This is a genomic window from Sphingomonas sp. P3_C5 (assembly GCF_056402635.1).
Map to the genome: position 1 here is coordinate 200,249 of NZ_JBFUHA010000007.1, position 18,584 is coordinate 218,832.

The following is an 18,584-nucleotide window of genomic DNA, read 5'->3' on the forward strand; positions in this document are numbered from 1 at the left end:
TTCCTATGCGTAGGTCAGGTTCAGGCATTCGATGTCGCCCGCCGCGATCGCGGTCGTGTCGGCATCGGCGGCAGCACCCGTGATCGCAAAGGCAATGCCGGCCGCGAAATATTGGCCGGTCGTCCCCAGGTCGATCGCGAAGGGCGCACTCGCCGCGAGCACGAAGGTCAGCACCGGCGTATCGGTGCCGACGGTCGGCGCGCTCGCCTTGTTGTAGAGCTTGAGATAGCGCTTCGAGGCGACCGTGTTATTGCCCGAGACCTTGAACAGATCCCCCGCTGACGCCTTCACGCTGGTCGCGTTGGTGGTCGCCGCCGAGGAGAGCAATCGCACCGCCGCGTTCGGCTTTTTCTGCCGGTCCCAGCTGGTGCCGTTGAACAGATAGGGCGCCATCGCGAGCAGCGTGTTCGTCGCCGTGCCCTGGCTGGCCATCTGGCCGAAACCGACGCTGCTGTTGATGAAGCCATCGGCAGCGGTCGCGCTGTTGAACGTCGCCAGCGCACGCAGATTGCGGCTGATATCGACCCCGAGCGTGCCAAACTGGCCGGTGGTCAGCGGCGTGATCGCGCCGCTGGTGTAAAGCCCCGTGCCGAGCGACGGCAATGCGTTGGTCTCGGATGTGGGAATACCGGGAATATAAGCCATGATTGCGCCCTCCCCGGCGCCCGAATGTCAGAATGCCAATGTCGAAAAATGGCCGGGGCGCGCGGGCCCCGGCATCAGGTCAGCGCTGTGCCTTGGCGGCGGCCGCTTCCGCCTTTGCCCGCGCCAGCTTTATTTCGGCCTCGGTCGCGGGCTGCCACTCGCGGCCCTTGGGCTCGGCGGTGAAGAACGCCTCGCCAGGCTCGTACAGCGCGCCGCCGGTATAAACCTCGTGCGGCGCAGTGAACGCCAGCGTCGGGTTCGTCACGACTTGCGCGTCCTTGACGGGCGCGCTGGGTGCGCCGGCTGCGATGGGGGGTGCGGGATCAGCCATTGGTCTGGTTCCCCGCGGTTACGCCGGCGGTGATCTTGCCAAGCGTCGGGGCGGTGCCGGCGACCGTATATTTCAGCCGCATATAGCGCTCATTGGTGCCGATCGGCACGCTCTCGGGCAACAGATTCCGGGCGCCGGTCGCGAGATCCGCCAGCACATAGGTCGGCGAGGTGAACACCGTCGCGGGCGTCGAAAAGCCTGTATTGTCGTCAGTCTCGATCGAGATGATGAGCGAGGTGAGATTGTTGAAGCTCTCCACCACGGTGCACTTCAGCGGCACGTCCGCACCGCGGCCGATGTCGCGCACGATCGCGCTCGCCGCCCCGTAAATGGTGCCCGGCGCGCCGAGATCGATGATATTGGTGGAAGCCGCCGTGGCCGTGATGGACTGGGCGCTCGAGAAGAGCGTCGTTGCGTCGATGATCATGTCATGAATCCTTTCTGGAATATGGGAGGACCGGCCCTTCCCTCCGTCGCTCCGGCAGGTCCGGAGCGACGGCGAAAGGCGCAGGTCGTCAGCTCACCAATGACTCACCGTTGATGAGCGCGTCGGTCTCGCGGATGGGCATGCCGCGATAGGACATGACCTCCTTGCCCTCGAGCTCCATCGGCCGGATCATCAGTGCGGCATTGTTGGTGCCATTGGTGCCCAGCCCGTCGAGCGCCTCGATCATGTCGCGGTTCATGTAGATGACGGTGCGGCCCTGCGCCGCGACATCGCCGTTCATCTTGGCGGTGCGCCGGTTCTGCAGCTTGTAGCTGGCCTTGCGCATGAACTTGTAGAGATCGACATTGCCGAGCTGCACATTCGACACGTCGATGTTCGCGATCCGCGCGTTGAAGCGCCAGTCGCGGACCGCCACGCCGATATGCTGCCGGAACAGCTCCTCCTTGACGTAATAGACATTGCCATTGCCGTCGACGGTGCGCTGCTCGCCCTTGTCCTCGCGGGTCACGCCGGCCTGGGTGCCTTTGGGGTGGATCAGCGTGGTATAGGCATCGCCGTGGGTGACGAACCAGATCGAGGTATTGTCGGACTGGAAGCCGCCGGCATCGACGATCTGGTTGCCGGCACCGCCGCCGCCGAGCTTGTTGTAGCGCGCAGAAAGGCCCTTGAACTTCTCGGGCGTGGTCAGGGTGTCATGGTAGAAAAAGCCGCGCTGCACCTCCTGCGCCATCGCCTCGAGATAGCCGCGCCCTTCGGACAGCCGCACCGCCGCCGGGTTGGGCGAGATATCGAGCAGCCGCGTATCGACCGTCGAGAGACCCTCGACAAAGCCGGTCGTATCGTCGACCTGCTGGGTCGAGCTCTTCGACTGCGGGATACCCTGATAGAGCATGCCCCAGGTCACGGTCGGCAGCCCGGTGCGAATGGTGTGGCGGTGGAAGGTGCCCATATTGGCCTCAGCCGTCACCGCATCCTCCATCAGCGGATTGAGCTGACGCAGCACCTCGATCACCTCGCCGATCTGCGCGTTGGTGCCGCCGGTGCCCTTGTACAGGTCGATGAGGCTGAGAAACGTATTGCCGATGGTAGCCATAATGTAATGTCCTTTCCCCGCAGCATTTCCGTTCCGGGAAATGCCGGTAAAATGAGAGATTGCAGAGTGTTGCCGTTCCTAAGCCGTCAGGCTTTGGGTGCGTCGTTGGGGTAAAGCGTCTCCGCCGTATCCCGCCGTGAGTGGAAGGTGCCGGAGCCGCGAACAAAGTCGCCGTCCTCGCCGATCGCCCGGCCCACCTTGGCCCAGGCGCGGATCATCTCCGGATGGTTGCCCAGCCCGCTCTCGTCGAGCAGCACCCGGAATGGCGATCCCTTGGGGAAGCCCAGATTGTCGAGCGCGAACGCGCCCTTCGCCAGCGTCTGCCTCCAGTTGGCACCGCCGATCTCCTGATCGGCCATCGCGGTGTCGAGCCACGCCTTGCGATCGGCATGCACCTGGCTGAGGATCTGCGCATTGAGCTTGTCCGAAAGCCCCGCCGCGAACTTGGCGGCGACCGGCATCAGCTTGTTGGCCTGCTCGTTCGAAAGGCCGAGCTCCTTGAACACCGGCGTCGCCACGGCGAGTGCCTGCGGGTCGATGGAAAAGCCGCCGGGCGCTTCGAGCTCATAGGCGTCCGGAACCTCGTGGCCGCCCTCACCCTCGAACTCTTCACCGTCCTGCTCGACCAGGTCGCCCTGGTCCTCGCCGCTGTCGAAAGCTGCAGCATTGACCTCGGCCGCACCCTCGGGCGCGTCTGGCTCAATACTCGTCTCGAAGCTCTGCATGGATGTCGTCTCGTCGATCAATTTCTGTCTCCTTGTGCGTTGACTGCACCTGTTCGCGCAGAGTTTGAATCAACGTCTGGGCGGGAATCCCCGAGGCCGATGGCAGGGGCTGGACCTCATCCATGCTGCGCAGCATTTCGAGCGCGAGGCTCCGCCGCCCCTCGAGAAAAAGGCCGCGCCCATCGGCCGAAGTGGCTGTAGTTTCGAACACCCCGCCGGCCTGAATGAGCGCGAAGAGGAAGCGCCGGAACGCCGCGGATTCGAGCAAAGTGAGCTTGTCCGAACGGTCGATCATCTTTCCCTCTCCCAGCGGGAGAGGGAGGGAGGAGCGAAGCGACGGAAGGGTGAGGGTGACGAGGGGTTGGTCAGCGGCCTAGACGCCCTCACCCTTCCCACGCCTACGGCGTGGGCCCCTTCCCTCTCCCGCTGGGAGAGGGAGATTTCATGAGCGCCGCTCACAGCCCCCGCCAAAACCAACCCGTCACCCCGGACTTGTTCCGGGGTCCACTGTGCCGCACGAGCCGCAGATTGTGATGATTGCGGACGGGTGGACCCCGGAACAAATCCGGGGTGACGAAGGAAATGCGCGCCGCTCATTGCCCGGCCCCGCCAGGAACCAGCCCAGCCAGCCCCCCGCCATTCGCCGCAGCCTCGCTCAGCAATCGTGCCGCATCAGCCCCCTGCCGCGCCGGCCCGGCCATCGCCGCGAGCTTCGCCCCCTGCGCCTCCTGAGCCCGTTGCTGCCGCGACGCGTCCGCCTCATCCACAGAGCGGATGATCCGCGGCGGCGCCCCGGCACGATCGGCATAATCATCCACGATCGCATCGACATCGAGCCGATCCCCGGCCTCGGGAAACTGCCCCGCGAGATTGCCGATGAACGACACTGTCCGCTCGATCTGGCCGAGCCCGACCATCCTTTGCATCTGCGCAAGGATGCTCACGAAATCGACCTTGATCGGCTGGCCCTGCAAATGCTCGGGCGCCGGCGGCAGCATCTTCTTGCGCGCCATGATGCCGAACGCCCGGTCGATCGCGACCTCGAGCTTTTCGCTGTTCACCCGCTCGATCACCGGCCCCAGCTGGGTCAGCTTCTCCTCGTTGCGGCTCGCGATCTCCTCGACATTGCGCGGCTGAACGCCCTGCATATTGGTGATCGCCATGAACAGATCGGCATAGGTCAGCCGGTCGACCGCGTCGGCGCAGCGCTGCACATCCTCGGAGATCGCGCTGATCGCGGCGGGATCGATCCGGTACGGCACGATCACGCCCGCCGCATCGACCTGGCTCGCCGTCACGATATTCCCCGCCCGCCCGGTCAGCTTGACCGAGGCCGGTACGATCTTCTCGGGCCTAAGCAGGAATTCGGTCGCCAGCGACTTGCGCTTGGTCTGCAGCTGCAACTCGCGCAGGTCAGCCAGACAGTCGAAGCCCGGCGAGGTCCCATAGGTATCGCCGCCGATCGTGTCCCAGCGCGGCGCCCAGAAGGGCTGTTCCTCATAACCCTGGACGCGCAGCACCCGCTCGCAATCGCCGTCATTCTCATCCCAATAGACTGAGCGCCAGGCTTTGCCCGAGGCGGTCTTCAGCCCCTCGACGCGGTCCTTGTTCGGCTCGATCGCGTGCATGACGTTGACCTGCTGGTCATAACGTCCGCTCGCATGCGCATTCCGAACGAAGTCGCTGACGCCGTCGAGCCCGAACGACTGCACCACCTGGTGCACCGTCATCGGGCAACGGCGATAGAGCGTATCCGGCACGCTCGCATCGGAGAGCGCCAGCCAATATTCGCCGGCGGTCATTGCATGGCAGACGGCGCCCGCCTGCCAATGCTCGACCATCACGCACGCTTCGGTCCCGAACATGCCCATCTCGGCATATCCGGATTTCATCGCACCGTAGAAATTGGTGCCCGCGAGAAAGGCGTAGATCCGCCGTTCCACCTCGGCCAGCCAGTTGCGCACCGCTGCATCACCGCCCAGATCCGCATTGAACGGCGCCAGCCGGAACCAGGGTCGCGACGGCGAGGAAAGCCCGCTCGTCATGCCCCCGGTCAGCGTTCGAAAGCTCAATATGCCGTGGCTGTTATAAACCGAATTGTTGGTCCGTTTGAAATTGCGGTTCTGCTCGCTGTTGAGGAAGCGCGAATGCGATGGCTGCGCAAATTGCGCGATCTCCCGCCATTCGGCCTCATAAGGCTGGCGAACCGCCTTGAGCGCGCCGAGCCGGCGATTGCACCGCTCCTTGATGGTGAGCGACATATCAGCCCCCCAATGCGCTGGTGGTGGCCGGACCCGACCCAAGGCCGAGTGCGCCGCGATACGCCGTCGCCATCATCGCGCGGCGCCGTCGGATCTCGTCGTCGATACGCGGAGCGGTTGCGCCATTGTCCGGCAGCTTGAGCGCCTGCCGTTCAGGGATGGAGGTTGCCTTGGGCATTTTGGGTGTACACATACATGCCGCTTAAGCCCGCCGCGCTTGTGGTTGAATCAAACTGGCGCTTCGGCTGATCGACCTTGCCACCCCGGCGCTTTCATCACACGATGCGAGCAATCTGGGGGGAAACGGCATGACTGAAGACTTCGGAACGCCGGTGCCCCCATGGGACAAGGAGGACGAGCCGCCCGCGCCGCCTCACATGCCCACCACGCCCTTCGCCGCGATCATTGGCGGTATGATTTTGCTGTTCGCCCTCGGCTTCTTCATGCCGAAGATGGCCAGGTTCCCAACCGAGCTGGGCTCAGTCGAGACCTTGACCATCGCCGTGACCATTGTCCTCTGGTTAGTCGGTTTCGTCCTGATCTTCCGTCGCGCCACCACCGGCTGGATCGCCGGCTCATTCTTCCTGATACTGCTGGCAGCAATGCTCGGCACCAATGCCGGTGTTGTGAGGGCGAAGCGTGAGAAGCAGGCGGACAACCTCGCCTTTGCCAGCATAGAAAGGCGGCCCGATGGCTCGTTTGGCGTGCCCGACGGCGTCGAACCCGGCCCGATGACGCAAAATGCTCTCGCACACGCCAACGCGGTCGTCGCGATCGCGCGAGCCCGCGACGACAAGCTTGCCGCTCTCGGCATGGACCGACTAACCAATGCTGACGAGGTCACGCGCGATCCTGCGCTGCTTCGCGATTGCGATCGTTTCCCTCGCGCAAAGGCGATCGTCGACGACGCGACCATGAAGCTGACCGCCGCACGTGCAAAATTCCGGATTCCAATTCCCGGAAATGGCCTGGACGACGAGGAGCGACTGGCTTTGCAAACGCAGGAGACTGCCCGCGACGCGAGGGCGGCGGCGAAGCTCAAGGCCCAGACAGCGGGCAATCGCGAGCAGCTCGATGTTTCAGGCGAAATCTGTCGCATCCTCGCGACAACGCGGTGGCAGAATGTGGACGGCGCGTATCGTTTCGCCAACCGCGCCGACATGCTCCGTTTTGACGATTATCAGTCGCGACTGGCGGATCTGGAGGCCTCGGCGGAGCAGTCGATACAGGACAGCATGCAACAAATGGAGGACACCAAGCGCGGAGTGCGCGAGAGCACGTCGGAATGATTGCGCAAAGGCGCGGATATGAAAGACTATGCCATCATCTTCGGCGCGGCGGTCTGGGAGGACGGGCGGCTGAGCGCCACACTCCATCGGCGCGTCCAGGGCGCGCTGGCCTGGGCGGAGGACCATCCTGACGGCCTGCTCGTTCCCACCGGCGGCATCGGCCCCTCCGGCCTGACCGAAGCTGAAGCAATGCGGCGCGATCTCCTGATCGCCGGCATCGCACCGGGGCGCATCATCCCCGAAACGCAGGGCCATGATACGCTGGCATCGGTCAAATTATGCGACGCGATCCTGCGCCAGCGCGGCGATTGCCGCAGCGTCGCCATCTGCACCAGCCCCTTCCACCAGCCGCGCTGCGCCCTGCTCTTCCGCCTGCTCGGCTACCGCGTCGAGCGGCCGCCCATGCCCTCAGATCGCGGCCGCGTGCTCAAGCGAAAATACGCCCGATATGTCCTGAAGGAGATCTTCGCGACGCCCTATGACGCGCTGCTCCTGCTCGCGCGGCCGCGGCCCTGATGTAACGCCCGTCCGGACTGTTCGAACGGCTGGCGAGCGCCTGCGGAAAAGCCTTCATTGTCATCCCTTTGAAACGAAAGAGTCACGGGAACGGCATTGTCCTGATGCACTGGGGCGCGTCGCAGCGACCGCTGCATCGAGGGGAACACCGTGATCAGATTCACTTCCAGCATGCTCGCGCTCGCGGGCGCGCTTCTCTACGCCAACGCGGCATGCGCACAGACGGCCGAACTCAACAGCGCCGACACCCCGGCCGGCGGCAGCGACACCGCGTCGGAAGCAACCTCGGATATCGTCGTCACCGCCAAGCAGACCCGTTCGGCCACCGCGCTTTCGCAAGCAGAGATCCAGAAGATCCTGCCCGGCGTCTCGCCGCTAAAGGCGATCGAGACGCTGCCCGGCGTACTGTACATCACCGCCGATCCTTGGGGTTACAACGAGCAGAACGCCCAGATCTTCATCCACGGTTTCGCCGGCAACCAGCTCGGCTACACCATGGACGGCGTTCCGCTCGGCGATCAGAGCTATGGCAATTACAACGGCCTCTCGCCGCAGCGCGCGATCATTTCGGAGAATGTCAGCCGCGTCATCGTCGCGGCAGGCGCCGGTGACCTCGCCACGGCATCGAACAGCAATCTCGGCGGCACCGTCGAGACTTATTCATCGGATCCGCTCGATCATTTCGGCATTCAGGCAAGCCAGACCTTCGGCAGCTTCGATACGTCGCGCACCTTCGTGCGCATCGACAGCGGCAATTTCGGCGGCACGAACTCGGCCTATATCTCGGCGGCGCGCCAGCACGCCCGCGCCTGGGATTTCAACGGTGTCCAGGGCGGCTATCAGGCCAATGCGAAGTTCGTCCATGACGATTCCATCGGCAAGCTCACCCTCTATTTCGACTATAACGATTTCACCCAGCCGAACGAAGACGCGACGGTCAAATTCAAACCGTCCGCCGGTGGCACCGCCACTGCGGTGCAGCTCTACACGCCCTATACAAAGCCGTTCTTCTACCCGGATTTCAATGACTATCGGACCAATTACCTGAGCGCGCTCGGCAATTCGCCAGCCGCGCAGGGAAGCAATTACCGCAACTATTATTCCGATGCGCAGCGCACCGATTATCTCGGCTATGCCCGGTACGATCTGCATATCTCGAAGAACGTCAACTTCTCGACCACCGGCTATGCCCATCACAATGACGGCGTCGGCGTCGTGGCCGGCCCGCTTGGCCAGTCGATCACGACTGCCCAGCCCTATCTCGATCCCAATTATGCCAGCCTGCCGACCAATTGCCGGTTCGGCGCCAACGCCAACGGCATCCGCCCCACTGCCTGCACCGGACTAACCGACGCACAGGCGGCCGCATCAGGCGCAGCCCTCGTCGCGGCCACCGGCGGCTCGGGCCTGATTACCCGCACCACTGAATATCGCATCGATCGCTTCGGCGTGATCTCGGCACTCACCGCCGATCTGGGGAATCACAAGATCGAGCTCGGCGGCTGGTTCGAACATAACAGCACGACTCAGTGGCGCCGCTGGTATGCGGTCTCTGCCGGCAATCCGGCAACCAGCACGCCCTATATCCGTCCGCTCGCCGCCGCCCAGCCGCTTTTCACCCAATATCAGGGCGAGGCGCGGATCAACGAGCTCCAGCTTCATCTCCAGGATAGCTGGCAGGTGACCGACAAGCTGCTCGTCCAGGCCGGCTTCAAGACCAGCGCCCAATGGGCAGAAGGCCATTTTCCGGTCCAGCCTGTGGCGGGGTCGCTGTCAGGCCTCACCGGCGGCCTGCCCCAGGGCAGGATCAACACTTTGCGCTGGTTCCTCCCGGCGTTCGGCGCGACCTATGATTTCAACGGCCACGAACAGCTCTATTTCAACGTGCAGGAGAATCTGCGGCAGTATCCGGCCTATCTCGCCGGCGGTGGCGGTCCCTGGTTCACCGGCAGCCAGGCGGCCTTCAATGCCTTTGCCGATCAGGGCAAGCCCGAGAGCAGCTGGACCTATGAAGCCGGCCTGCGCACCCACCGCAGTTTTGCGAGCGGGATCGGTTTCGAAGCCCAGCTCAATTACTATCACGTCGTCTTCAACAACCGCCTGCTGGCAATCTCGACCAATCCGGGCGGCATCGCCGGCGGCGGCATCACCGGTGGCACCTCGATCCTCGTCAATGTCGGGAGCGTCCAGACGAACGGCGTCGATGCCGCCTTCACCTTCCGCGTCGGCCGTGGCTTCTCGCTCTACAACGCCACCTCGTACAATCTGTCCAAATATCAGAGCGACTACACCGCCGCCGCGACTGGCATCGGCGCTGCCACCGGAACCTGCATCGGCGGCTATCTCGTCGTCAGCGGCGTCGTGCCGACCTGCGGAAAGCAGCTGCCCGGCACCGCGAAACTGATGAACAAGACGGTGGTGACGCTGTCGCAGGGCCCGTTCGAGGCGCAGCTCATCGGCGACTTTGTCGGCGAGCGCTACGCGACCTTCACCAACGACGTGAAGGTGCCGTCCTATTTCCTGACCTCGCTTCGCATCGCCGCGCGGATCCCGGACAACATCCTGCCCCTGCGCAAGGCCGAGATTGCGCTCAATGTCACCAACCTGACTGACGAAAAGGGCACATCGACCCTGTCGATCGGCTCGGCGACCAACAGCTACTCAGCCTACCCGATCGCACCGCGCCAATGGTTCCTGACGCTGTCAGCCGCCTATTGACGCGATTGCCGCTTCGGACGCGGGTGGGGTCTCGTTCCTCGGGATCCCACCCGCATCTGTACATAGTTCTGTACATATCGGAAAATGTCACAACCCGCATGACATTTCCAACCGAAGCGCTGCGGCCTCGAAGCTGAGCTGCATGAGACAAGAGTTGATTCAACCAGTGTCCGGATCGGGGCACAGTGCAAACCGGACGGAGCGTAAAATCTCCGGCTCAGCTCTTTCACATGTCGGTCGAAACCTGACGTTTCTCCCGTCCCTGTTCCTTCCCTGTTATGGGCGCGGCGCTCCCTGTTATCTCCAACAGCCTCCCTGTTATTGAATTAACAGGGAGGGCGCCTTACAAGATACTGAATAAGAACGTTAAATTTGCCGCAAAAATCCAACAAAAGGGCTAAAATCGGCCTAAAAAATAAAATCTTCCCTGTTCCTTCCCTGTTAATCGCCAATAACAGGGAGAAACTGCGGCTGGAGTGAATCGCTGCGGGTTTGTCGGAGGCTCCCGAATTCGAGAGACTGGAGCAATGAGCAAGCGACGATCGTTCAGCGGCAGACCGGCTGCGTGCGGTTATCAGCCGGCCAGTCCGCGGCGCTCGATCTCGCCCCACAGCGCCTTCGCGTCCTTGTCCATGCCGTTGCTCTGCTCCAGCGCGTCGAGCAACGCATCGTCTGAAATCGCAAAGCTCGATCGCTCGATCAGCTCCTGCGCATCGCGGATCCGGCGGCGCAGATCGTCGCGGAAGCTCTTGCTCTCGTTGCGGCGCATCAGCCCGCCGTTCCGCACCTTGATCGTGAGCGCACCGCTCTCGATCATGGCGTCGATACCGAGGTCGTCGTTCAGGCGTTGGCGGAGATGCGCCATACACAGCGCAAGCATCCGGGTCGAAGTGTCATCAGGCATTGGCGCGCCTTAAGCATCCCGCGCCGGTCGGTTCAACCCGCAAACGCCCGGCATATGCGATGAGACGCCCCACCATCCGGCCCGAGCGCCGGCGCGTAATCGCCGGCGGCCATGGTTCCGGATTTTGGCGCCCAGGTCGCCAGATCCCACCATATCGGTTCTAAAATCGCCACCGGCCTTCACCTCCACCCTTGCCGACAGCCCGCCAAACCATCACGATACCGCAACACCGGAGACGCGCGCGATGAAGCTGGGTTCGGGAGTGTTAGCCGCTGCCGTCGGACTGGCAGTTACCCTGTCAGGCTGCAGCCAGTCGCCAAATCAGAGCGGCGGCGGCACCAATACGTCAGCGGAGATCGAGGTCGAGGCCCCGGAACCAATACCTACAGCATCGCCGACACCGAGCCCTACCGCCACGCCCACTCCGGTCATCTCAACGCCCGCCACGCCGACGCCTGTCACAGCAAGGCCCGTCGCTCCTACTGCCATCGCTCCAGGGGTGCGTCCCACCACCACGCTGGCCATACCCCACGGAACCACGGCAATCGTCCCGCGGTCGTCCCACACCTCGGCAGAGGCCGGCGTCGCCGCCGATCCGGCACCGCCTCCTCCTCCCCCTCCTCCGGCAGCAACCCCCGCGCCCGCTCCGGGCGAAAGCTGGTGCGAGGCGGCCAACGACAATGTCAGCCCGACCGAATGCGCGCGGCTGACCGGCTTCGTACAGCACCTCACGATCGGCGAGGGCGGAATCAATGCGCCGCAGACGATGTATGTCGGCGATACCGACCAGCTAACGTTCGCGATCACCGACAAACCGGCTAAGAACCCAGTGGGCGACGTGCTCGGCGAGACGCCGACTGAGACGATGCCGGTCAAGGTCACGCGGCGGATGGCGGCCGAGCTCACCGGGGTCGGTTTCGAGATCAAGCCGGCGGGCAACCAGGCGCGCGATCTGTCCGCGACCGGCGGCGCCTTCTGGTCCTGGACCATCACCGCCCAGCCTGGCGCGAGCCACAAGCTCGATCTCTCGGTCTATGTGAACAGCGCCCGCGCGAATGACCCGCCCGAGCTTCACCTCGTCCGCGTGCTGCACCGGAACATCAAGGTGAAGGTCCATATCGGCGACCGGGTCGACAAGGGCATCAAGCGGGCGACCGATCAATCCACCGGCCTGACCACGCTGATGAAGGCGCTGCTCGGCCTGGTGGTCGCCGCCGGCGCCCTGTGGGCGGCGATCAGGACTTTCGGCAAGAAGTCGAAGCCCGAGGAGCCACCCGCCAATACGCCGCACTGACCCTTCGCGCCCTCAGCCGTCCCTCAACCGCCGTTCGGCTTCGCCCATATAATCGCGCACCACCGGCGCCGCGTTGCGCTTCTTCGTCAGCTGGAGCTGATAGACGAGATGCCCGTCATGCCGGAACGCGGCGATCGCGCCGGCCAGGTAGAAGCGCCACATCCGCCAGAAGCGCGCATCATAGATTGATTCAATCTCCGCCTGCGCCGCGGTAACCCGGTCATACCAATGCTCCAGCGTCCAGGCATAATGCAGCCGCAACGATTCAAGGTCGGTCAGCCAGAGATATTCCCGCTCGATCGCAGGCATCATCTCGCTGAGCGCGGGCACATAGCCGCCCGGAAAGATGTACTTGGCCAGCCACGCATCAGTCGGCGCAGGTCCATCTGCACGACCGATCGTGTGGAGCAGCATGATACCGTCCGGCGCCAGCAGATCGCGGCACTTCCCGAAGAACGCCCGGAAGTGCGGCGGCCCGACCGCCTCGAACATCCCCACCGATACGATCCGGTCGAACTGCCCCTGCACATCGCGGTAATCGAGCAGCTCGAAGCGCACCCGGTCAGCCACCCCCGCAGCCTCGGCCCGAGCCCGCGCGACCTTGAGCTGCTCCTCGGAGAGGGTGATGCCCAGCACGTCCACATCCGCCACGCGGTTCAGATACAGCGCCATCCCGCCCCAGCCGCAGCCGATATCGAGCACCCGCTGCCCCGGCGCCAGCGCCAGCTTCGCCGCGATATGCGCCTTCTTGTCGTGCTGCGCCTGGTCGAGGCTGTTGCCCGGGTCGGTGAAATAGCCGCAGCTATATTGCCGGTCGGCATCGAGGAAGAGATCGTAGAGCGCGCCCGACAGATCATAATGATGCGCGACATTGCGCTTCGAGCGGCGCTTCCAGTTCCAGCTGTCGAGCGGCGTCGCCAGCCGCCCCGGCCGCCATTTCCGGGAGCGGACCGGATTATCGACGTCCCAGCGGATATTGTACCCGATCAGATCAGCCAGATCCCGGATATCGCCATCCTCGATCGTCAGCCGCCCATCCATATAGGCCTCGCCGAAACCGAGCGCCGGGTTGAACAGGATACGCCACGGCGTCGTGGAACCGGTAAGGCGGATCGTCAGGGGCTTTACGCCCGGCGTCGGTACGCCATAGCTTTTGCTCCGCCCGTCCCCGTCGACCACCGTAAGCGGCCCCGACAGGATCAGCTTGGGGAAGATCAGGTCGAGCGGAGACATGGGTTCATGTGCCTGCGCTCATCGGCGAAACAGCCTGGATCATCCTGCCGAGCCTCTCGTTACACATCGCTGTGTCGGTCAGATCGGTGAGGACTGCAATGCGCAAGACAATCGAACAATCGCGGCGATTGCGCTAAGCCGTCACCATGGCTCCGCGCTCAACGCCCAACATCTTCACAGCTCATGCCCGGCAGGCCATCGTCGGCCGTGTGCGCGCGGTCTTCAACGATCGTGCCCGCGGAGAGAAGCCCGTAGTGCGCCGCACCGATGGCCTGTTCGGCCCGCAATCGGTCACCTGGCGCGTGCACGGCGACGTGACGACGATGATGGTCGGCGGCGTCGCGGCGCTGCTGCTGCAGATGCTCCACCCGGCCGTGCTTGCCGGCGTATGGGATCATTCGAACTTCCGCGAGGATATGCTCGGCCGCCTGCGCCGCACGGCGCGCTTCATCGCGCTGACCAGCTATGGCGGCCGCGACGAAGCCGAGGCAGCAATCGCCCGCGTCCGCAATATCCACCACAATGTCAGCGGCACCCTGCCTGACGGCACGCCCTACACGGCCGACGATCCCGCCCTGCTCGCCTGGGTCCACGTCACTGAGGCAAGCTGCTTCCTCCAGGCGTGGATCCGCTATGGCGAGCCCGGCATGTCGGCGGCAGATCAGGACCGCTATTATGCTGAGGTCGGGGCCATTGCCGAAGCGCTCGGCGCCGATCCTGTACCGCGCAGCCGTGCCGAAGCCGCTTCGCTGATCGCGACGATGCGCCCCACGCTGGCAGTGGACGAGCGCACCCGCGAGGTCGCGCACCTCCTCCTCACCCAGCGCGCACCGAAACTCTCCGCCGCTCCGATCCAGGCAATCACCTTCCAGGCCGCGATCGACCTGCTCCCGGCCTGGGCCCGCCAGATGCATGGTCTGTCGAGCTCAACCCTCACCCGCCCGATCGTCCATGCCGGCACCTTCGGCCTCGCGCGGACGCTGCGCTGGGCGTTCGGGGTGTAAGTCTCCCTTGCACCACCCCTGCACTGAAAAAGCACATGATCCCAACGTGCCTGGCGAACAAAAACCGCTAGATTCGCCTCGCTATCCATCCGGGGAGTCGATGCCAATGACACGGAAATCCATCAACGGAATCAGCGGATATGCTCCCGTCCTGATGTCCTTGGCTGCATTCGGGCTGGTGTTGTTCGCGGTGAACACCGGTTGGGAACGCCACCTCGGCGACGAGGGTGCGGCCGCGCATATCTTCCAGTTGCTGATCTGTCTGGAACTGCCGGTAGCGGCAGTTTTTCTATGGACGGCGGACTGGAAACAGGCGCGTCCTGTCCTCGCGCTGGTCGCGGCACAAGCTGCGGCTCTCGTGCTCGCGCTTGGTTCCGTTAAGGTCTTCGGCCTGTAATCAGCGTCCCTGATGCTCCTATGGGGGGCGTTTACGTCTCGAACCGCGCGCTCAGCATCGACTGGTCGAAGGGTCGTTCCGTCAAAAATTCCGCGTCCCATTCGCTGCGCTCGGTCGCGAAGAAATCGCCGCCATAAACATGGATCGCCCCGGTCAGCTTCGGGATCGGGTTGGACACTGAATGGATGATGTCTCTGCCGAGAGGCACGACATCCCCGGTCGAAAGCGACCGCGCGCCCGCCGCCTCGACCCGCCCCTCGGGATCGTCCTTGATCCGCCGCCAGAAGATATTGTCCTCGCGCCCGCCATAGATGCCGATCACCGCCCACATCTCGTGGTTGTGCGGCATGATCGTCATCCCCGGCTTCCAGACGACGTTGATGATGGTGAGATCGGGCGACCGGAACAGCGGCACCAGTCCGCTCGCGGCCGGCTCGCCCACGCCGGCGAGCACCGCCGCCGGATCAGCGAACGCGCGCTCGACAACCTCGAGCACCGCCCGGTGTGTGGCGTCGGCCTGCACCGCCGCTCGGCAATCTTCGATAAAGCGATCTGAATCGAACATCGCTCCATTTACCACGGGCCTTTTCCCGCGCGAACCCCTTGACCCTGACATGATGTCACACCCCATATAGCCTCGCGTCGGAGGCACGCATGACTGAAACGCACACTCACACGACCTGCCACGCAGGCCACACCCACACCATGAGTCCGTCCCATGCCGTCGCGCCGGGAACGATCTGGGTATGTCCGATGCACCCGCAGATCCGCCGCGATGGCCCGGGCCATTGCCCGATCTGCGGCATGGCGCTCGAACCCGAAGCGCCGTCGCTCGACGATGCGCCCAATCCCGAGCTGGTCGATTTTACCCGCCGCTTCTGGGTCGCGGCGGTCCTCAGCGTGCCCTTGCTGGCCATCTCGATGCTCGCCGAAATGCTCGGCCTCGAGTTCTTTCCGCCCGCCCTTTCGCCCTGGGCCCAGCTCGCACTGACTGCGCCGATCGTCCTTTGGGCTGGCTGGCCCTTTTTTCAACGCGGCTGGACGTCGATTCTCACCCGCCATCTCAACATGTTCACGCTCATCGCAATCGGCGTCGGCGCGGCGTTCCTCTACAGTGTGGTGGCAACCGTCGCGCCCGGCCTCTTCCCCATGTCCTTCCGGATGCACGGGCTGGTACCGGTCTATTACGAGGCGGCCGGCGTGGTGGTCACGCTCGTCCTGCTCGGCCAGCTCCTTGAACTGCGCGCCCGCGCCGCGACCGGTCGGGCCATCCGAGCGCTGATGAACCTCACGCCCAAGACGGCGCACCGCCTGTCCGCCGACAGCGGCGAACTGGAGGTTCCGCTCTCGGAGGTGATCACCGGCGATCGCCTGCGCGTCCGCCCCGGCGAGGCGATCCCGGTCGATGGCGTGGTGATCGAAGGCCGCTCGCCAGTCGACGAGGCGATGCTCACCGGCGAGCCCGCGCCCGTCATCAAGGCACCGGGCGACGCCGTCACCGGCGGCACCGTCAACGCGACCGGCAGCCTGGTGATCGAAGCGCGCGCGGTCGGCGCGGATACAGTGCTCGCCCGCATCGTTCGCATGGTCGCGGACGCGCAGCGCAGTCGCGCGCCGATCCAGGCAGTGGCGGACAGGATTTCAGGCTGGTTCGTGCCCCTGATCATCGCAGTCGCCATCGTCACCTTCATCGTCTGGATCCTCGCCGGGCCGGACCCGCGCTTCGGCCATGCCCTGCTCAATGCGATCGCGGTGCTGATCATCGCCTGCCCCTGCGCGCTCGGCCTCGCCACGCCGATGTCGATCATGGTCGGCACCGGGCGCGGCGCCAGGGCCGGCGTTCTGATCAAGAATGCCGAGGCGCTCCAGGCGTTCGACGGCGTCGATACGCTCGTCATCGACAAGACCGGCACCCTCACGCTCGGTCACCCGAAACTGATCGCTGTCGAGGCGCTGCCCGGGCTCTCCGAGGACGAAGTGGTCGCACTGGCGGCAGCGGTCGAGGCCCGCTCGGAGCACCCGCTGGCTCAGGCCGTGGTGGCAGGCGCCGCCGAGCGCAAGCTGAAGCTCGCCGACGCAACCGACTTCGCCTCCGAAACCGGAAGCGGCGTCTCCGCCACTGTCGATGGCCGCAAGGTCGCGATCGGCAATGCGGCGATGATGCGAGCATCCGGCGCCGACCCCAGCCCGCTCGATGCCAGCGCCGGAGCGCGTCGCGGCACCGGCGCAGGCGTTATGCTGGTCGCGATCGACGGCAAGCTCGCCGGCCTGCTCGCGGTCGCCGATCCAATCCGCGACACCGCACGCGACGCGATCGCCGCATTGCGCGCGGACGGCCTTCGCATCGTCATGCTCACCGGCGACAACGCCGCAACCGCGCAGGCGGTCGCCACGATGGTCGGCGGCATCGACGAGGTCCGCGCCGATCTCAAACCCGAGGACAAGGCCCGCATCGTCAACGAGCTGAAGGCGGCGGGAGCAAGGGTCGCGATGGCCGGCGACGGTGTCAACGACGCGCCCGCCCTGGCAGCCGCCGACGTCGGTATCGCAATGGGCACCGGGACTGATGTCGCCATGCAGAGCGCCGGCATGACGCTGACCAAGGGCGATCTCTCGGCGATCGTCCGCGCCCGTAAACTGGCCCGGGCGACGATGCGCAACATCCGCCAGAACCTGTTCTTCTCGTTCATCTTCAACGGCATTGGCGTGCCTGTGGCGGCCGGCCTGCTGTATCCGTTGCTTGGCATCACCCTGTCGCCGATGATCGCAGGCGCGGCGATGGCGCTGTCGAGCTTCACTGTCGTAACGAACGCCCTCAGATTGAACGGAGTGAAGCTGTGAACATCGGCCAGGCCTCAGCGGCGAGCGGCGTTTCGCAGCGCATGATCCGCCACTACGAGAAGATCGGGCTGATCCCAGCGCCGCCGCGCCGCACGAGCGGCTACCGCGACTATGACGAGGCGGACGTCCACCGCCTGCGCTTCGTCGCCAATGCGCGCGATCTCGGCTTCCCGGTGGCCGAGATCAGCGAGTTGCTCGGGCTCTGGGCCGATGCCGGCCGCTCGAGCGCCGAAGTCCGTGCGCTCGCCATCGCCCGCGCCGCCGAACTGGGTCGCAAGGCCGCCGCGCTCGAGGCGATGCGCGCCACCCTCGAGGATCTCGCCGCGCGCTGCCACGGCGATGACCGCCCTGATTGCCCGATCATCGAACGACTCGCGCGCTGACGCGTTGTAGCGTGATGCAGGTCTCCCGGATCATCAAGGCGCCTCGCGCGAAGCTCTACGCGGCGTGTCTCGATCCCGACATGCTCGCGAGATGGCGCGCACCCGACAGGATGAGCGGCGTGGTGCACAGCTTCGACGCCCGTGTCGGCGGCAGCTACCGTATGTCGCTGACGTACAAGGCCTCGAAGCGCGGCTCGGACGGCAAGACAAGCAGCGACACCGACAGCTTCACGGGTCGCTTCGTCGATCTGGTACCCGACGAGAAGATCGTCGAGAGTATAGTCTTCGAGTCCGGTGATCCGGCCTATGCCGGGACGATGACCCTGACCACCAGCTTAGAAGATGTGCCCGGCGGCACTAACGTCACGATGAAGTTCGATGGCCTGCCGCCTGGCATCCGCCCCGAGGACAACGAGACGGGAACGCGACAGTCGCTGGCCAAGCTGGCGGCGCTGGTTGAATGACCTGGAGGAGAAGTATCCGCTCTGTGCGTTGAACATAC

At 64.6% G+C, this 18,584-nt stretch carries 21 protein-coding genes; 9 read left to right on the forward strand and 12 right to left on the reverse strand.

The window, feature by feature from the left end; genetic code table 11:
- Positions 1 to 3: 3 nt before the first annotated feature.
- From AC1DVS_RS18175 to AC1DVS_RS18210, 8 genes are all read right to left on the reverse strand, one after another.
- The gene (locus AC1DVS_RS18175) at positions 4 to 645 is read right to left on the reverse strand and encodes a hypothetical protein (RefSeq protein ID WP_478025326.1); all 642 of its coding nucleotides are present in this window, start codon (positions 643 to 645) and stop codon (positions 4 to 6) included.
- Between the two features lie 79 nt (positions 646 to 724).
- Positions 725 to 976, reverse strand: a complete 252-nt coding sequence (locus tag AC1DVS_RS18180; RefSeq protein WP_478025327.1) for a hypothetical protein — start codon at positions 974 to 976, stop codon at positions 725 to 727.
- Positions 969 to 1,403, reverse strand: coding sequence for a Bbp16 family capsid cement protein (locus AC1DVS_RS18185; protein WP_478025328.1), 435 nt, complete (start codon positions 1,401 to 1,403; stop codon positions 969 to 971). The genes AC1DVS_RS18180 and AC1DVS_RS18185 overlap by 8 nt, the downstream gene beginning before the upstream one ends.
- An 88-nt stretch (positions 1,404 to 1,491) precedes the next feature.
- Positions 1,492 to 2,517: a major capsid protein gene (locus AC1DVS_RS18190; RefSeq protein ID WP_478025329.1), complete on the reverse strand. Its 1,026-nt coding sequence runs from the start codon at positions 2,515 to 2,517 to the stop codon at positions 1,492 to 1,494.
- Between the two features lie 86 nt (positions 2,518 to 2,603).
- Complete coding sequence (locus tag AC1DVS_RS18195) at positions 2,604 to 3,263, reverse strand: hypothetical protein (protein ID WP_478025330.1); 660 nt, start codon at positions 3,261 to 3,263, stop codon at positions 2,604 to 2,606.
- The gene (locus AC1DVS_RS18200) at positions 3,217 to 3,537 is read right to left on the reverse strand and encodes a Bbp19 family protein (RefSeq protein WP_478025331.1); all 321 of its coding nucleotides are present in this window, start codon (positions 3,535 to 3,537) and stop codon (positions 3,217 to 3,219) included. The genes AC1DVS_RS18195 and AC1DVS_RS18200 overlap by 47 nt, the downstream gene beginning before the upstream one ends.
- 298 nt (positions 3,538 to 3,835) lie before the next feature.
- The gene (locus AC1DVS_RS18205; protein ID WP_478025332.1) at positions 3,836 to 5,503 is read right to left on the reverse strand and encodes a portal protein; all 1,668 of its coding nucleotides are present in this window, start codon (positions 5,501 to 5,503) and stop codon (positions 3,836 to 3,838) included.
- A 1-nt stretch (position 5,504) separates the two neighbouring features.
- On the reverse strand, positions 5,505 to 5,696 hold the full coding sequence (locus tag AC1DVS_RS18210) for a hypothetical protein (protein ID WP_478025333.1): 192 nt from the start codon (positions 5,694 to 5,696) through the stop codon (positions 5,505 to 5,507).
- Between the two features lie 226 nt (positions 5,697 to 5,922).
- Here AC1DVS_RS18210 and AC1DVS_RS18215 point away from each other — a divergent pair, with 226 nt between their 5' ends.
- The 3 genes from AC1DVS_RS18215 to AC1DVS_RS18225 all read left to right on the forward strand — a co-directional run bounded on the left by AC1DVS_RS18215 (position 5,923) and on the right by AC1DVS_RS18225 (position 10,026).
- Positions 5,923 to 6,792, forward strand: coding sequence for a hypothetical protein (locus AC1DVS_RS18215; RefSeq protein WP_478025334.1), 870 nt, complete (start codon positions 5,923 to 5,925; stop codon positions 6,790 to 6,792).
- A gap of 18 nt (positions 6,793 to 6,810) precedes the next feature.
- A complete protein-coding gene (locus AC1DVS_RS18220; protein ID WP_478025335.1) occupies positions 6,811 to 7,308 on the forward strand; it encodes a YdcF family protein in 498 nt (165 codons plus the stop codon).
- 171 nt (positions 7,309 to 7,479) lie between these two features.
- Positions 7,480 to 10,026 (forward strand): TonB-dependent receptor, encoded by a 2,547-nt coding sequence (locus tag AC1DVS_RS18225; RefSeq protein WP_478025432.1) that lies wholly within the window; start codon positions 7,480 to 7,482, stop codon positions 10,024 to 10,026.
- A 574-nt stretch (positions 10,027 to 10,600) separates the two neighbouring features.
- On the opposite strand, the gene AC1DVS_RS18230 is transcribed toward AC1DVS_RS18225, so the two are convergent.
- Positions 10,601 to 10,930: a hypothetical protein gene (locus AC1DVS_RS18230; RefSeq protein ID WP_478025336.1), complete on the reverse strand. Its 330-nt coding sequence runs from the start codon at positions 10,928 to 10,930 to the stop codon at positions 10,601 to 10,603.
- Between the two features lie 321 nt (positions 10,931 to 11,251).
- On the reverse strand, positions 11,252 to 11,419 hold the full coding sequence (locus AC1DVS_RS18235; protein ID WP_478025337.1) for a hypothetical protein: 168 nt from the start codon (positions 11,417 to 11,419) through the stop codon (positions 11,252 to 11,254).
- Between the two features lie 10 nt (positions 11,420 to 11,429).
- On the opposite strand from AC1DVS_RS18235, the gene AC1DVS_RS18240 reads away from it, so the two are divergent.
- The gene (locus AC1DVS_RS18240) at positions 11,430 to 12,224 is read left to right on the forward strand and encodes a hypothetical protein (RefSeq protein ID WP_478025338.1); all 795 of its coding nucleotides are present in this window, start codon (positions 11,430 to 11,432) and stop codon (positions 12,222 to 12,224) included.
- 12 nt (positions 12,225 to 12,236) lie between these two features.
- On the opposite strand, the gene AC1DVS_RS18245 is transcribed toward AC1DVS_RS18240, so the two are convergent.
- Positions 12,237 to 13,457, reverse strand: a complete 1,221-nt coding sequence (locus AC1DVS_RS18245; RefSeq protein ID WP_478025339.1) for a class I SAM-dependent methyltransferase — start codon at positions 13,455 to 13,457, stop codon at positions 12,237 to 12,239.
- A gap of 146 nt (positions 13,458 to 13,603) precedes the next feature.
- On the opposite strand from AC1DVS_RS18245, the gene AC1DVS_RS18250 reads away from it, so the two are divergent.
- Both AC1DVS_RS18250 and AC1DVS_RS18255 read left to right on the forward strand, forming a co-directional pair.
- Complete coding sequence (locus tag AC1DVS_RS18250) at positions 13,604 to 14,461, forward strand: oxygenase MpaB family protein (RefSeq protein WP_478025340.1); 858 nt, start codon at positions 13,604 to 13,606, stop codon at positions 14,459 to 14,461.
- Positions 14,462 to 14,567: 106 nt separating this feature from the next.
- Entirely contained in the window at positions 14,568 to 14,858 is a 291-nt protein-coding gene (locus AC1DVS_RS18255; RefSeq protein WP_478025341.1) for a hypothetical protein, read from the forward strand.
- A 31-nt stretch (positions 14,859 to 14,889) separates the two neighbouring features.
- Here the strand turns inward: AC1DVS_RS18255 and AC1DVS_RS18260 are convergent, their stop codons facing one another.
- Positions 14,890 to 15,423 carry a cysteine dioxygenase family protein gene (locus AC1DVS_RS18260; protein WP_478025342.1) on the reverse strand — a complete coding sequence of 178 codons (534 nt, stop codon included), beginning with the start codon at positions 15,421 to 15,423 and terminating at the stop codon, positions 14,890 to 14,892.
- Positions 15,424 to 15,563: 140 nt separating this feature from the next.
- On the opposite strand from AC1DVS_RS18260, the gene AC1DVS_RS18265 reads away from it, so the two are divergent.
- Genes AC1DVS_RS18265 through AC1DVS_RS18275 form a run of 3 tightly spaced genes read left to right on the forward strand, consistent with a single transcriptional unit; the run spans position 15,564 to position 18,546 of the window.
- Positions 15,564 to 17,699 carry a copper-transporting P-type ATPase gene (locus AC1DVS_RS18265; RefSeq protein ID WP_478025433.1) on the forward strand — a complete coding sequence of 712 codons (2,136 nt, stop codon included), beginning with the start codon at positions 15,564 to 15,566 and terminating at the stop codon, positions 17,697 to 17,699.
- Positions 17,696 to 18,082, forward strand: a complete 387-nt coding sequence (gene cueR, locus AC1DVS_RS18270) for a Cu(I)-responsive transcriptional regulator (RefSeq protein ID WP_478025343.1) — start codon at positions 17,696 to 17,698, stop codon at positions 18,080 to 18,082. The genes AC1DVS_RS18265 and cueR overlap by 4 nt, the downstream gene beginning before the upstream one ends.
- A gap of 14 nt (positions 18,083 to 18,096) precedes the next feature.
- On the forward strand, positions 18,097 to 18,546 hold the full coding sequence (locus tag AC1DVS_RS18275) for an SRPBCC family protein (protein ID WP_478025434.1): 450 nt from the start codon (positions 18,097 to 18,099) through the stop codon (positions 18,544 to 18,546).
- The last annotated feature ends 38 nt before the right edge of the window (positions 18,547 to 18,584 follow it).